This window comes from Promicromonospora sp. MEB111 (genome assembly GCF_030209445.1).
GTDB lineage: Bacteria > Actinomycetota > Actinomycetes > Actinomycetales > Cellulomonadaceae > Promicromonospora.
In genome coordinates this window covers 70,226-84,437 of the sequence record NZ_JARVSD010000001.1, presented here as the reverse complement: position 1 = coordinate 84,437, position 14,212 = coordinate 70,226, and the positions used below count along the sequence as shown (strand labels likewise).

At 70.8% G+C, this 14,212-nt stretch carries 10 protein-coding genes; 7 read left to right on the top strand and 3 right to left on the bottom strand.

The annotated features are described in order from the left end of the window. The first annotated feature begins 42 nt into the window (after window positions 1-42). On the top strand, window positions 43-1,326 hold the full coding sequence (locus QRN56_RS00370; protein ID WP_285100482.1) for a glycoside hydrolase family 3 N-terminal domain-containing protein: 1,284 nt from the start codon (window positions 43-45) through the stop codon (window positions 1,324-1,326). Window positions 1,327-1,330: 4 nt separating this feature from the next. Here the strand turns inward: QRN56_RS00370 and QRN56_RS00365 are convergent, their stop codons facing one another. Then, window positions 1,331-3,586 carry a S9 family peptidase gene (locus QRN56_RS00365; protein ID WP_285100647.1) on the bottom strand — a complete coding sequence of 752 codons (2,256 nt, stop codon included), beginning with the start codon at window positions 3,584-3,586 and terminating at the stop codon, window positions 1,331-1,333. Between the two features lie 269 nt (window positions 3,587-3,855). On the opposite strand from QRN56_RS00365, the gene QRN56_RS00360 reads away from it, so the two are divergent. Genes QRN56_RS00360 through QRN56_RS00345 form a run of 4 tightly spaced genes read left to right on the top strand, consistent with a single transcriptional unit; the run spans window position 3,856 to window position 8,068 of the window. Then, a complete protein-coding gene (locus tag QRN56_RS00360; protein ID WP_285100481.1) occupies window positions 3,856-5,292 on the top strand; it encodes a branched-chain amino acid ABC transporter permease in 1,437 nt (478 codons plus the stop codon). 13 nt (window positions 5,293-5,305) lie between these two features. Next, window positions 5,306-6,295 carry a branched-chain amino acid ABC transporter permease gene (locus QRN56_RS00355; protein ID WP_285100480.1) on the top strand — a complete coding sequence of 330 codons (990 nt, stop codon included), beginning with the start codon at window positions 5,306-5,308 and terminating at the stop codon, window positions 6,293-6,295. Next, window positions 6,285-7,307, top strand: a complete 1,023-nt coding sequence (locus tag QRN56_RS00350) for an ABC transporter ATP-binding protein (protein ID WP_285100479.1) — start codon at window positions 6,285-6,287, stop codon at window positions 7,305-7,307. Before QRN56_RS00355 ends, QRN56_RS00350 begins: the two co-directional genes overlap by 11 nt. Next, window positions 7,304-8,068, top strand: coding sequence for an ABC transporter ATP-binding protein (locus QRN56_RS00345; protein ID WP_285100478.1), 765 nt, complete (start codon window positions 7,304-7,306; stop codon window positions 8,066-8,068). The genes QRN56_RS00350 and QRN56_RS00345 overlap by 4 nt, the downstream gene beginning before the upstream one ends. Before the next feature lie 204 nt (window positions 8,069-8,272). Here QRN56_RS00345 and QRN56_RS00340 read toward each other — a convergent pair whose 3' ends face one another. Continuing rightward, a complete protein-coding gene (locus QRN56_RS00340; protein ID WP_285100477.1) occupies window positions 8,273-9,595 on the bottom strand; it encodes an endonuclease/exonuclease/phosphatase family protein in 1,323 nt (440 codons plus the stop codon). Window positions 9,596-9,859: 264 nt separating this feature from the next. Between QRN56_RS00340 and QRN56_RS00335 the strand changes: the two genes are divergently transcribed. Beyond that, window positions 9,860-10,417: a septum formation family protein gene (locus QRN56_RS00335; protein ID WP_285100476.1), complete on the top strand. Its 558-nt coding sequence runs from the start codon at window positions 9,860-9,862 to the stop codon at window positions 10,415-10,417. Here the strand turns inward: QRN56_RS00335 and QRN56_RS00330 are convergent. After that, the gene (locus QRN56_RS00330; protein ID WP_285100475.1) at window positions 10,398-11,645 is read right to left on the bottom strand and encodes an MFS transporter; all 1,248 of its coding nucleotides are present in this window, start codon (window positions 11,643-11,645) and stop codon (window positions 10,398-10,400) included. The two genes, QRN56_RS00335 and QRN56_RS00330, sit on opposite strands and share 20 nt — an antisense overlap. Window positions 11,646-11,902: 257 nt before the next feature. On the opposite strand from QRN56_RS00330, the gene QRN56_RS00325 reads away from it, so the two are divergent. Next, window positions 11,903-14,209: an immune inhibitor A domain-containing protein gene (locus QRN56_RS00325; protein ID WP_285100474.1), complete on the top strand. Its 2,307-nt coding sequence runs from the start codon at window positions 11,903-11,905 to the stop codon at window positions 14,207-14,209. Window positions 14,210-14,212: the final 3 nt, after the last annotated feature.

Here is a 14,212-nt window from a genome sequence, read left to right as displayed (position 1 = left end):
CCGATTGCACGTCGGGACCACGACGGGGTGAGACTGATGGTCATGACCCGCTTTCGCCCTGCCGGCCTGCTCGCCGCGACCGTGCTCACGGTCGCCGCGCTGGCCGCGGGTTGTTCCGCTCCGGCCGGTGAACCCGGACCGACCTCCCTCCCCGGACCCTCCCAGCCGAGCGCGCGGCCGAGCCCGTCGCCGAGCAGCCCGCCGCCGAGCGGCTCGCCGTCCGGCGTCCCGTCGCCGTCGGACGGTGCGGTGTCGCCGGCGCCCGGCGCGACGCCGTCCACGCGGCCCACCCCGGAGCCGACGCCCGGCGAGCCCGACCTGTCGCTCGTGGCCGGCTGGAGCCTGGAGCAGAAGGTGGGCCAGGTCGTGATGGTCGGCCTGCCCGTCAAGGGCCCGTTCCAGCCGACGTTCGACATGCTCGAGAGCCGGCAGATCGGCGGCGTCTTCCTGCACGGTCGTACCCACGCCGGCCGGCAGCCGGTGAAGAACCTGGTGGACGCCGCGGTGGCGGCGTCCACCTCGCCGGTACCCCTCTTCGTCGCCACAGACCAGGAGGGCGGCGAGGTACAGGTCCTGCGGGGGCAGGGCTTCAGCGACATGCCCAGCGCGCTCGACCAGGCCGAGCTGTCCGCACCGGATCTGCGTGTCCGGTCCCTGACCTGGGGCCAGGAGCTGGCCGCCGCGGGCGTGAACCTCAATCTCGCGCCGGTGATGGACCTGGTCCCGCAGCAGAGCGCGGCGTCGAATGCGCCGATCGGCGTCTTTGGGCGCAACTACGGGTACACGCCGGAGTCCGTGATCGCCCACGGCAACGCGTTCGCCGAGGGGCAGCGGGACGCGGGCGTGCAGACGTCGATCAAGCACTTCCCGGGGCTGGGCCGGGTCACCGGGAACACGGACACGACCGCCGGCGTGACCGACACGGTGACCGGGCCCGACGACCCGTCGGTGGCGGTGTTCGACGCCGGCATCAAGGACGGCTCGGGCCTGGTGATGATGTCGTCCGCGATCTACGCCCGGATCGACCCGGACGCGCCTGCGGTGTTCAGCCCCACCGTGGTGGGCCTGGTCCGCGAGCACGGGTTCGACGGCGTGATCATCACCGACGACCTGTCGGCGGCGGTGCAGGTCGAGAGCGTGCCCCCGGGGGAGCGGGCGGTCCGTGCCGTCGCCGCCGGGGTGGACGTGGTGCTCGCGTCCGCGCGGCCGTCCGTGGCCCCGGCGATGGTGGACGCGCTGGTCCAGGCCGCGAAGGACGACCCGGCCTTCGCCGCCAGGATCGACGCGGCCGCGGCCCGGGTGGTCGCGGCCAAGGCCGGCCTCTGAGGTCTCAGAGGCCGGCCAGGCCCAGCACGTCCAGCGTCCAGGCGTGCTCGAACGCCACCTGCTCCCAGGCGGAGTAGCGCCCCGAGACGCCGCCGTGCCCGGCCGACATCTCGATCTTGAGCATCGCCGGCGCCCCCGCGGCCTGCAGCCGGGCCACCCACTTGGCCGGCTCCACGTACAGCACGCGGGTGTCGTTGAAGCTCGTGGTCGCGAGCACGCGGGGGTAGCGCGAGGCGTCGTCGGCCACGTTCTCGTACGGCGTGTACGAGCGCATGTACGCGTACACCTCGGGGTCGTTCAGCGGGTCGCCCCACTCGTCGCGCTCCGTGACGGTCAGGGGCAGCGTCGGGTCGAGCATCGACGTCAGCGCGTCGACGAACGGCACCCCGGCCAGCACCCCTGCGAACAGCTCGGGCGCCAGGTTGGTGGCCGCGCCGACGAGCAGCCCGCCGGCGCTGCCGCCGTCGGCCACCATGCGGTCGGACGCCGTCCAGCCGGTGGCCACCAGGTGGCGGCCGCAGGCCACGAAGTCGGTGAACGTGTTGCGCTTGGCGGCCAGCTTGCCGTCGTCGTACCAGGAGCGGCCCATCTCGCCGCCGCCCCGGACGTGCGCGACGGCGAAGACGACCCCGCGGTCGAGCAGGCTCAGGCGGGCGATCGAGAAGTACGGGTCGATCGAGTACTCGTACGCGCCGTACCCGTACAGGAGCAGGGGTGCGGGTTCGGCGGGAGCCGGGTCGGCCGAGCCGGCCGGGTCGGCCGAGCCGGCCGGGTCGGCGAACTGCACCTTGTCCTTGCGCCAGACGAGCGAGACCGGCACGCGCGTCCCGTCCTCGGCGACGGCCCACTCCCGGCGCTGGTCGTAGTCACCGGCGTCGTACCCGCCGAGCACCGGCTGCTGCTTGAGCAGCGTGCGCTCGCCGGAGGCGACGTCGTACAGGTAGAGCGACGACGGCGTGACGAACGACGTGTAGCCCACCTTGAGGTTGGGCTGCTCCCACACACCCACGCCCGCGCCGACCGACTCCAGCGGCTGACCGAAGGAGATCTCCTGGAAGTCCCAGGTGACCGGGCCGCTCGCCGGGAGCTGGAGCACGGCCGAGCGGGAGATCGCACCGCGGCGGTAGTAGAGCACCGCGTAGCGCTCGCTCGCGCTCACGCCCTCCAGGCGCACCTCGGGGTCGTGCGGCACGACGACGGCCGCGGCCTCCGGGGTGATGTTCTCGCCGCGTGCCGGGACGGGCGACGCGACCAGCTCGAAGTTCAGCGCGTCCTGGTTGTGCAGGATCAGCAGGGCGTCCTCGGGCTCGCCGGTCGACCCAGGCAGCACCGCGTGCTCCACCGAGTACTCGACGCCCTCACGGCGCGGCCAGACGACGCGGAACTCGCCCGTCGGGTCGTCGGCCTCCAGCAGCCACGACTCGCTCGTCACCTTCGAGCCGAGCTCGATCTGCAGGTACTTCTTGGACCGGGACAGGCCCACGCCCACCCAGTACCGCTCGTCGGGCTCCTCGAACACCAGCACGTCGTCGGACCCGGTGGCACCGAGCCGGTGCCGCCAGACCCGCCAGGGCCGCCAGGCGTCGTCCACGGTCAGGTAGAAGACGTGCTCGCCGTCGGGGGTGAACATGGCGCCGGGAGCGGTGTCGCGCACCTCGTCGCGGAGGTCCTCGCCGGTGGCCAGGTCGCGGACGCGCAGCGTGTAGCGCTCGTCGCCCGCCGTGTCGGTCGCGTACAGCAGCCGGGTGCCGTCGTCGGAGACGTCGAGCGAGCCCAGGGCGAAGAACTCGTGCCCCTCGGCCTCGGCGTTCTGGTCCAGCATGACCTGCTCGCCCGGCACGGGCTGCCCGGGCTCGAGCACGCGGGGCGTCCAGTCGTCCGGGCCGGCGACCGGGTACCGCGCGTGGATCGGGTACTGCTGGCCCTCGACCGTGCGGGCGTAGTACCACCAGTCGCCGTCGCGCGCGGGGACCGAGAGGTCGGTCTCGAGGGTGCGCCCCTTGATCTCGTCGAACAGGGTCTGCCGCAGCGGCGCCAGGTGCTCCTGACGGTCGAGGGTCCAGGCGTTCTGCGCCTCCAGGTGCGCCACGACCTCGGGATCCTCCTTGTCGCGGAGCCACTCGTAGTCGTCGGTGAAGGTGTCGCCGTGGAAGGTGCGCTCACGGGGGCGGCGCACGGTGAAGGGTGGCTCGGACGGCGGGAGGACCCGCACGGAACCGTTCGGTCGATCGGCCGCCGGGGCGGCCGCTGGGGGAGTCATGGCGTCGTCGGACACCGCGTCAGCCTAACCGTGCCGACGCCCCCGCGACGGGGCATCCCACGCCCTCTCCCTGCCCTCGACGATGGCACTCCGTGACCTTGGTGTGACCAACGGGTGTAACGAGTGACACATGGCACGGCTACACTCGCCGCACGCCGATGGCATCAGTTTGATGCAGGCCTGGTTAAGCAGGACTGAATCATGCTGGTGTCGTATCGGCACCGAGACCTCGGAGCATCACACACCAGAACCGACGGAGGACCCGGCAGATGACAGCCGACCGACCGAACCTCGCGACGGCCGCGCGCAGGCTGCTGGCCACGCTCGCGGCCGCGGCCATCCCTGCCGCGATCGCTGCGGCACCAGCGATGGCTGCCACTGCGCCCGCCGACTGCACACCCGACGACACGACGGCCTGCGTCGTGGCGATCGTCCTGGACGCGGAGAACAACCCCGTCCCCGACGTGGGCGTGACCATCTCCGGCGCGGGGTTCGAGACAGACGTGACCAGCACCCAGGAGGGGCCGGCGTCCGTGGAGGTGCCGCAGGTCGGTACCTACACGCTCACCCTCGACGAGGAGACCGTCCCCGACGGGCTCTTCCCGGACGCCACCGAGCTGCAGGTCACGGCACAGACCGGTAGCTCCGCGCGCGCGGCGTTCCGGCTGGGCACCACGCCCCCCGAGAGCACCGAGCCCAGCGGGGGCGCCACCACCGCCCCGAGCGAGGGCGAGCCCACGGACGCGGCCTCCGGCCCCGCAGCCGGGGACGAGGGCCTCGGCGGAGCCGGCACCACCACCACCGAGGGCGGCGGCCCCTCTCTCGCGCAGATCTGGCAACAGTTCGGCTCCGGCATCCGGTTCGGCCTGCTGCTCGCCCTGGCCTCGGTGGGCATCAGCCTCATCTACGGCACGACCGGCCTGTCGAGCTTCTCGCACGGCGAGCAGGTGACGCTGGGCGCCATGTTCGGCTTCATCGGCATCAACTGGCTGCACATGCCGGTCTGGCTCACCGTGATCGGCGTGATCGTGGTCTGCGCAGCCACAGGCTGGCTGCAGGACGCCGCCATCTGGGGCCCGTTGCGCCGGCGCGGTACCCCCGTCACGCAGATGATGATCGTGACCATCGGCCTGTCGCTCGCGCTGCAGTACGCCATCCAGATGGTCATCGGCGGCCGGTCGCACCGCGTGCTGCCGCAGAACCCGAAGCCGCTGGAGATCGCGGGCATCACGCTGAGCACCGCCTCGTGGATCTCGATGCTGGTCGCGGTCGTCGTGATCTTCTTCATCGCGTGGTTCCTCACCCGCACCCGGACCGGCCGCGCCACCCGCGCCGTCTCGGACAACACGGCGCTCGCGGCGGCCACCGGCATCAACCCGGACCGCATCATCCGCGTCGTCTGGACCATGTCCACGGGCTTCGCCGGCCTGGCGGGCATGCTGCTGGCCATCTCGTTCGGCTCGTTCAACTGGTCGCTCGGCATGCTGCTGCTGCTCCTGATGTTCGCCGCCGTCACCCTCGGTGGCCTGGGCACGGCCTACGGCGCCCTGCTCGGCTCCCTCGTGATCGGCCTCGTCGTCGAGATGTCCACCCTCATCCCCGGAATGCCGAGCGACCTGCGCTACGCCTCGGCACTCGTGATCCTCATCCTCGTGCTGCTGTTCAGGCCGCAGGGCCTGCTCGGCCGCGCCGAGCGGATCGGCTGAAAGGAGAACCATCATGGAACTGAGCCGCATCCTCACCCAGGCGCTCGCCGAGCTCATCGCTCCGACCACGGCCGCCATCGCGCTGGCCGCCATCGGCCTCAACCTGCACTTCGGGTTCACCGGCCTCCTCAACATGGGGCAGGCAGGCTTCATGCTGCTGGGCGCCTACGGCTTCGGCATCGCCACGATCTCGGGCGCGCCGTTCTGGCTGGCCCTGCTCATCTCGCTCGCGGCGGGCGCGCTGTTCGCGCTCATCCTCGGCGCACCCACGCTGCAGCTGCGTGGCGACTACCTCGCGATCGTGACCATCTCGGCCGCGGAGATCATCCGAATGCTCGGCCGTGCCACCGTCTTCCAGGAATGGACCGGCGGCGCGGCGGGGCTCACGGGTGGTTCGTTCAAGGCGACGTTCCAGGAGCTCTCGTTCCTGCCGGCGGCGCCCGAGCGTGGTGCGTTCGGCCCGCTCGAGTACGTGTTCACCGGATCCGACTCGTGGTGGACCCGCCTGTTCTCGTGGGCCGTGGTGCTCATCGCCGTCCTCTTCGTGTGGCTCCTCACGCGCAGCCCATGGGGCCGCGTGCTCAAGGGCATCCGCGAGGACGAGGACGCCGTCCGCGCACTGGGCAAGAACGTCTTCTCCTACAAGATGCAGGCGCTGGTGCTCGGCGGCATGTGCGGATCGCTCGCGGGCATGCTGTACGTGCTGCCCAGGTCGGTCGCGCCCGACGCCATGGGCCGTTCGCTGACGTTCTTCGCGTGGACGGTCCTGCTGCTCGGCGGCGCCGCCACCTTGTTCGGCCCGGTCCTGGGGTCCATGCTCTTTTATGCGGTCTACATGTTGCTCCGCGCGGGTATGCGCGAGGGTCTGGAAGGCGTGGTGACGGCCACGATGGTGGAGCAGATCGGTGGTCTGCTCGTCGGCGTGACCCTCATGCTGCTCGTCATCTTCCGCCCACAAGGAATCCTGGGGAACAAGAAGGAGCTCGCCTTCGATGTCCGATGAGACGACAGAGAACAAGGTGGCCGAGGTGACCGACGTGCCCGAGGCGGCCGAGGCGACGGACGTGCCCGCGAGCACCGTCGAGGCGCTCGAGACCGTCGAGCGCAGCGACACCGAGGCCGCCAAGGCCGCGGAGCACGTCCTGGCCGCGGTCGAGCCGAAGGTCGGCGTGAGCAAGCCGGACCCGATCCTGCTCGTCGACGACGTGCAGCGCCGGTTCGGTGGCATGACCGCCGTCGACGTCGACCACCTGGAGGTCCAGCGCGGCGTCATCACGGCCCTCATCGGCCCGAACGGCGCCGGCAAGACGACCTTCTTCAACCTGCTCACAGGCTTCGACAAGCCCAACCAGGGCTCGTGGTCCTTCGAGGGCAGGTCGCTGGGCGGCGTCAACGCCGCCAAGGTGGCGCGCAACGGCATGGTCCGCACGTTCCAGCTCACCAAGGCGCTGTCGCGCCTGACGGTGCTGCAGAACATGCTGCTCGCCGCGATGGACAACCCGGGCGAGAACCTCTTCGGCTCCCTGGTGAAGCCGCTGTGGGCGGGCACCGAGAAGCGCAACACCGAGAAGGCGCTCGAGATCCTGGCGCGGTTCAAGCTCGACACCAAGAAGGACGACTTCGCCGGCTCGCTGTCCGGCGGTCAGCGCAAGCTCCTGGAGATGGCGCGGGCCCTGATGACGGACCCGACCATGATCATGCTCGACGAGCCCATGGCCGGCGTGAACCCGGCCCTGGTGCAGTCGCTGCTGCACCACATCCAGGCCCTGCGCGACGACGGCATGACCGTGCTGTTCGTGGAGCACGACATGCACGCCGTGCGGCACATCTCCGACTGGGTGGTGGTCATGGCGGAGGGCAGGATCGTCGCCGAGGGTCCGCCCAAGTCCGTCATGCAGGACCAGGCCGTCGTCGACGCCTACCTGGGTGCGCACCACGACACCGACCTCGGGGACGACTCGCTGCTCGACCCCGCAGTGCTGGCCCGGCTCGAGGCCGAGGAGGAGAAGCGATGAACGACGCGGCCAAGACCGAGAAGCGGGAGATCCTGCTCAAGGCGACCGACATCGTGGCCGGGTACCTGCCGGGTGTGAACATCCTGAACGGGTGCAACCTGGAGGTCGCCAAGGGCGAGCTCGTGGGCATCATCGGCCCCAACGGCGCCGGCAAGTCCACGCTGCTGAAGTCCCTGTTCGGCCTGGTCCACGTCCGCTCCGGCAGCGTGACCCTGGGCGGCGAGGACATCACCAACCACAAGGCGAACAGCCTCGTGTCGCAGGGTGTCGGGTTCGTGCCGCAGAACAACAACGTGTTCCCCTCGCTCACCGTCGAGGAGAACATGCGGATGGGCGTGTACCTGCGGCCCAAGGTGTTCGCCGAGCGGTTCGAGTTCATCACCGACCTGTTCCCCACCCTGGGCGAGCGGCGCGCGCAGCGTGCGGGCGCCATGTCGGGCGGTGAGCGGCAGATGGTCGCCATGGCCCGCGCACTGATGATGAACCCGTCGGTGCTGCTCCTCGACGAGCCGTCCGCCGGGCTGTCGCCGGTGCGTCAGGACGAGACGTTCCTGCGCACCCGGATGATCAACAAGGCGGGTGTGTCCGTGGTGATGGTCGAGCAGAACGCCCGGCGCTGCCTGCAGATCTGCGACCGGGGGTACGTGCTGGACCAGGGCAAGGACGCTTACACGGGGACGGGCAAGGAGCTGCAGTCGGACCCGAAGGTGATCTCGTTGTACCTGGGCACGTTGGCGGAGGACGTCGACAAGGCGTCCTGATCGTTGTGGTTCCGCCCGCCGGAGGGGCGGGAGACGTGCGGCCGGCCTCGCTCACGGGCCCCAGGGGGCCCTGCCTACGGCTTGACGGCCGGCCGCACGTCTCCCGCCCCTCCGGCTCTTCCTTTGGGTCACCGTGCCCGGGGTGGGGTGGCGGGGGGTGAGCCGTTCGGTGGTGGGGAACTGTCGACTGGAGCGTGCTGTCTTTCAGAGCTTGACGTCGGTCCAGGTGAGGCGGTGGTCGCTGCTCGGGAACGGGTAGACGCCCGTGAGCCGGGACAGCGGGTCGGCCGCGGCCGGCCAGAAGACGCCCGCGCCCCGGACGCGCAGGTCGCGCGACGGGAGCACGTAGTCGACGCGGAGGTTGCCCGGCGTCGTGTCGGCGAAGTCGGCCGTGTCGAACGCCGGGTCGCCCTCGTGGGTCAGGTTCGCGCCGGCCTGCAGCGCCGAGGCCTCCGGGGCGCCCGCCGACGTCGGCCGCGGGTCGGTGACGCGGGGGTGGCGCAGCAGCTGGTCGATCGCCGGGACGCCGTCGCTGCCCGTGGCGGAGTCGCCGTCGAGCGGGTCGGCGTTGTAGTCGCCCACGATCACGAACGACGAGCCGGGCCGCAGCCCGCCGCGCCGGCCCTCGTCGTCGTACACGTAGCGCGCCGCGCGGCCGCCGCGTACGTAGTCGGCCCAGAACCGGATCTCGTCGTGGTTGCGCAGGCCGTTGCGGTCCTCCGCGCCGTCGAACGACGGCGGGGTCGGGTGCGCCGCGAGCACGTGCACCGTCTCGTGGCCCACGCGCACCGGCACGTCCCAATGCGACTTGGACGACAGGGGCAGCACCGCCAGCTCCTCGGCCGAGTACCAGTCGGCCGGGGCAACGGTGGCGGGGTCGTCCGGCAGGAGCGCGCCCGGCATGTCCTGCCACCTGAAGTTCTGGAACGTGCGGACGTCGCGGTGCTGGATCGGGTACTTGGACAGCACGACCATGCCGTACTGCCCCGGGAAGAGGCCGAAGCCCAGCGCGTCGTCGCCGCCCCCGACGGTCCCGTCGTTGTTCAGGTCGAACCCGCTCGGGATCCCCGTGTTGGACGGCGCGACGAACGCGTACGGGTACTCCACCGGGCGGCCCGTGCCCTGCGGCACCTCCAGGTAGTTCTCGCGGAACAGGTCGGCCGCGGCGTACGGGTCGGCGTCGCCCGAGTAGTCGAACTCGTTGAGCAGCACGATGTCCGGGTTCGCGTGCTGGATCACCTCGGCCACCGTTGCCGCCTGGACGTCGTCGCCCGTGGACAGGTCGGCGACGAGCTCGCCCTCGGTCGCGCGGTTGAGCGACAGGTTGTAGGTCGCGGCGCGCAGGGTCCGGGGCTTGGGGTGCTTCCGGTCGTGCTTGGCCGACGTCGCGGTCGACGCCGCTCCGTCCGCCGTCGGGCCCGTGCCGGTGTCTGCCGAGGCCGTGCTCGCCGAGGCGAGGAAAGCCCCGGCCAGCAGGGCCGCTGCCGCGGCCGCGCCGGTCAGGCGCGAGGGGGTGCTGGCTCGCATGACTGCTCCTTCGTCGGGGTGTCGTGCGCGGGTGGTCCGCGTCAGACACCGTAGGACGGCGCCCGCTCGTGCGGGTGAACGGTGCGTGAACAGCCCCGCCGGCGCGGCGCCGCGTGCCGTGGCGGAGGTGGCTCGGCGGGCCGTGATCGAATCGTTGTGCGCTCGCCACCAGTACGGACGTTCGAGACGGTAGTTTTCCGGGGCGGCCGGAGGTGGCCGCGGCGAGGGCGTCCGCCGTCGTGCCGAACCCAAAGGAAGAACTTGATGATCCGCACCCTCCGTCCCGCCCGCCGTCCGGCCCGGCTGCTGGCCGCCGCGGCCGCAGCGACCGTCTCGCTGACCCTGCTCTCCGGCTGCTCGGTCCTCGACGGGATCCTGTCGAGCGGCGAGGCCCCGCGTGACGAGCCGGGCGGCGAGATCACCGCCTCCGCCGACGCGGACGCGTTCGAGATCCTGAAGGGCGACTGCATCGACCTGGAGGCCCTCGACGGTTACGGCGAGTCCGCGGAGGGTGAGGACTTCGAGGTCGAGTCGGTGCCTGTGGTGCCGTGCGCCGAGGAGCACACCGGCGAGGTCTACGCCGAGCTCATCATGGAGGGCGACGAGTACCCGGGCGACGACGCCATGTCGAAGAAGTTCGACGAGTGGTGCTACGACGAGTTCGAGAAGTTCGTGGGCATCTCATACGACGAGTCCGTCTACGGCTACACCGGCTTCTACCCGACCCAGGCCACCTGGGAGCAGCTGAACGACCGCTCCCTGCAGTGCATCGTCAGCTCCGAGGAGCCGTTCACGGGCAGCCTCAAGGGCGCCGCGGAGTAATTCCTGGCACGTCGGCGTGCGGCATCGCGGTCCGCCGGGCCGCGATCCGCACGTCGACCGCGACGACCACGAGCGCGGCGAGCACGAAGAACGCCCCGACCAGGGGCACCGTGTCGATGCCGACCGTGGCCACCACCAGCGCCCCGAGCGCTGCCCCGCCGCCGATCCCGATGTTGAACACCGAGCTCGAGATCGCGGTCGCCGACTCGGTGGCGCCCGGGGCGACCTGCATGGACAGGAACGACAGGGCCGGCGGGATCGCGCTGAACGCGAGGCCGAACAGGGCCAGGCCCGCCAGGGCGACGGCCGGGACGTGGCCCAGCGACCACAGCAGCACCAGCGCGCCGGTGAGCAGGCCGAGCGCCACGAGCACCGTCTGCCACGGCCGCTTGTCGAGCACCTGGCCGATCAGCAGCGTCCCCGCCAGGCCCGCGGCGCCCTGGCCCAGCAGCAGCGCGCTGAGGTACCGGTCGGGGAACCCTGCCGTCTCCAGCAGGAACTGGGTGACGAACGTGATCATCATGAACCCGCCCGTCACGAGCAGCACCGTGACCACCATGAGCACCACGAAGCGGCGCATGCTGGGGTGCGTGCCGGTGGCCGTGCCGCTCTGCTCGGCGTCGACGTCCGGCATGGCGATCGCCATCGCGAGGCACGCCAGCAGGCTCACCACGGAGAACACGAGGAACGCGGTGCGCCAGCCCGCCTGCTGGCCCACCCAGGTACCGAGCGGCACGCCGAGCAGCGGAGCGAGCGAGTTGCCGATGGCGAGGCGCGCGATCATCTTGCCGCGGACTGCGGGCGCGAACAGGCTCGCGGCGGCCGGCGTGACGACCGACCAGAACAGCGCCTGGCCCAGCGCCGTGACCATGCGCGCGGCCATCAGGTCCACGTAGCCGGCGGCGACCGCCGACCACAGTGTCCCGACGGTGCACACCGCGGTGGTCGCCGCCAGCACCCAGCGGCGCGGGAACCGGCGGGTCAGGCGCGAGAGCGGCAGCGACGCGAGCACGACGACGGCGGCGTACGCCGTGACCAGCAGCCCGACCTCGGACGTGCTGCGGCCCAGGTCGGGGGCGATGAGGGTGAGCAGCCCGCCCGGCAGGTTCTCCGCCGTCACGAAGGTGAAGGCGCTCACCGAGAGCGCGATCAGCGCGACGACCGCGCGGCGCTGGTCCACCGGAGGTGCGGCAAAGGCCGCTGCGGCGGCAGGACTGTTCGCGGTCATGTGGTCTCCGGCGGGTCGACGGGCGTGGGCTCACCCGGACGACGAGCCGGCCCGGCGGACATCGACCAAAGTACGCGGCCTCGAACCGATTCTACGAGCCCATTCCCGGCATACGTCGTGTACCAGAACTGTGTCCTAGGCAACATTGTCGTAATATTTCCCTGGTTTCCTCCTCCGTGGACAAAGGTGTCCAGCAGGTCCGGGGCCCGTACGCACCACCTCCTCGTCCCGGACGCAGCTCTCTTCACGGAGGAAACATGAACTCACGTCTCTGTGCGGTCGGTGCGGGAGCAGCGCTGCTGCTCTCGGCGGCCGTCGTGCCGATCACCGCTTCCGCGGCTCCGCCGGTCGAGGAGCCGCCGCAGCAGGCGGCGCCCGCCAAGGAGGACAACCGTCCGGACGCCCTCGCGGAGAAGCAGACCGAGAAGCGGCAGATCGCCGTCGACATGGTCGCGACCGGCCAGGCGAAGGTCGAGACGCGCGGGTCGGGCAAGCACAAGTCCAAGGTCGTGGAGATCTCTCCGCGGGAGTACGTCGAGTACGGCGTCGAGGAGACGGCTCAGCTCTTCAGCATCCTGGTCGACTTCGGCGACCAGACCGACGAGCGCTACCCGGACGCGGCCGCGGGCCCCGCGCACAACGAGATCCCGGAGCCCGTGCGGAGCGACAACTCCACCTACTGGGAGTCCGACTTCTCGCGCGAGCACTACCAGGAGATGTTCTTCACCGGCCTGGAGGACCAGGACGGCGAGTCGTTCGCCGGGGTCTACGACGAGATGTCGTCGGGTCGGTTCGACCTCCAGGGCGACGTGTCCGACTGGGTGACCGTGCCGTACAGCACGGCCTCCTACGGCACCACGGAGTCCGGCACGGACATGACGCGGTTCATCCAGGACACCGCGGACGCCTGGTACGAGCAGCAGGTCGCGGCGGGCAAGTCCGCCGAGGAGATCGAGGCGTACCTCCAGTCGTTCGACGTCTGGGACCGCTACGACCTGGACGGCGACGGCATCACGGCCGAACCTGACGGCTACATCGACCACTTCCAGGCGATCCACGCCGGGGAGGGCGAGGAGGCCGGCGCGCCCGAGTCAGCCATCTGGTCGCACCGCTGGTCGGTCAACCAGGGCGGTCTCGGCACGGACGGCCCGGCCGGCTACCCGAAGGTCGGCGGTATCAAGATCGGTGACTCCGACCTCTGGATCCGCGACTACACCACGGAGCCGGAGAACGGCGGCCTCGGCGTGTTCGCGCACGAGTTCGGCCACGACCTCGGCCTGCCGGACTACTACGACACCGCCGGTGGCGAGAACGGCACCGGCTACTGGAACCTCATGAGCTCCGGCTCGTGGATGGGCCACGGCGACGGCACCATCGGCACCACGCCGAACCACATGGGTGCCACCGAGAAGCTGTTCCTGGGCTGGCTCGACTACGAGACGGTGGAGCCGGGCGAGACCGAGCGCATCAAGCTCGGCCCGTCGTTCCACGCCACCACGCGCGCCCAGGCGGCGATCGTGAACCTGCCGGACGGTGTTGAGCAGGTCGACCTCGGCATCGCGCCGTTCGACGGCGAGTTCGTCTACTCCGGTACCGGCAACGACCTGAACAACACGATCGCGTCGCCGTCGTTCACCGTGCCGGCCGGTGCCTCGCTGACCGCCAAGGTCCAGTACGACATCGAGGTGGACTTCGACTACGCGTTCGCCGAGGTCTCGACGGACGGCGGCACCACCTGGACCGCCCTGCCGAACAACCTGTCGACGGACGAGGACCCGAACGGCACCAACCCGGGCTCCGGCATCACCGGCAGCTCGGACGGCGCCTGGGTGGACCTGACCGCCGACCTGGCGGACTACGCCGGCCAGACGGCGCAGGTCCGGTTCCGCTACTCCAGCGACGGCGGCACCAACGAGACCGGCATCCTGGTCGACGACGTCGCCGTGGGCGACGCGCTGACCGAGGACTTCTCGGACGCGGCCGACTGGTCGGCCGACGGCTTCACCACGGTGGGCGCCGACGGCACGTACGAGGTCACCTACCAGCACTACTATGTGGCCGAGAACCGCGTGTACGGCGGGTACGACGCCACGCTGAAGACGGGCCCGTACAACTTCGGCTGGAACTTCACCAACAGCAACAAGGTGGAGCACTACCCGTACCAGGACGGCCTGCTGGTCTGGTACGTGAACAGCCTGTACGGCGACAACAACGTGTCGCAGCACCCGGGTGGCGGCCAGGCCCTGCCGGTCGACGCCCGTGCCAAGGCGCTGAAGTGGTCGGACGGCACGATCGCCCGCAACCGCATCCAGTCCTTCGACGCCACGTTCGGCCTGCAGAAGACGGACGCGCTGTCGCTGCACCGTGAGGTGTCGGCCACGTCGCTGACCACGCTGCGGCTGGGCAAGCAGAAGGCCGTGTCGACGTTCGACGACACCAACCCGCTCGCCTACTACGACACGGCCAACCCCGGCCAGTCGGTCAAGGTCGGCGGCACCGGCACCACCATCAAGGTGCTCACGGAGGACAGCAGGAACGGTCACATGACCATCCAGGTCAACTGACCC

Bases quoted from the DNA above. Each gene is read 5' to 3' on its own strand.
- QRN56_RS00340 (WP_285100477.1), bottom strand. From the start codon at position 9,595: ATGCGAGCCAGCACCCCCTCGCGCCTGACCGGCGCGGCCGCGGCAGCG.
- QRN56_RS00330 (WP_285100475.1), bottom strand. From the start codon at position 11,645: ATGACCGCGAACAGTCCTGCCGCCGCAGCGGCCTTTGCCGCACCTCCG.
- QRN56_RS00365 (WP_285100647.1), bottom strand. From the start codon at position 3,586: ATGACTCCCCCAGCGGCCGCCCCGGCGGCCGATCGACCGAACGGTTCC.
- QRN56_RS00370 (WP_285100482.1), top strand. From the start codon at position 43: ATGACCCGCTTTCGCCCTGCCGGCCTGCTCGCCGCGACCGTGCTCACG.
- QRN56_RS00335 (WP_285100476.1), top strand. From the start codon at position 9,860: ATGATCCGCACCCTCCGTCCCGCCCGCCGTCCGGCCCGGCTGCTGGCC.
- QRN56_RS00345 (WP_285100478.1), top strand. From the start codon at position 7,304: ATGAACGACGCGGCCAAGACCGAGAAGCGGGAGATCCTGCTCAAGGCG.
- QRN56_RS00360 (WP_285100481.1), top strand. From the start codon at position 3,856: ATGACAGCCGACCGACCGAACCTCGCGACGGCCGCGCGCAGGCTGCTG.
- QRN56_RS00325 (WP_285100474.1), top strand. From the start codon at position 11,903: ATGAACTCACGTCTCTGTGCGGTCGGTGCGGGAGCAGCGCTGCTGCTC.
- QRN56_RS00355 (WP_285100480.1), top strand. From the start codon at position 5,306: ATGGAACTGAGCCGCATCCTCACCCAGGCGCTCGCCGAGCTCATCGCT.
- QRN56_RS00350 (WP_285100479.1), top strand. From the start codon at position 6,285: ATGTCCGATGAGACGACAGAGAACAAGGTGGCCGAGGTGACCGACGTG.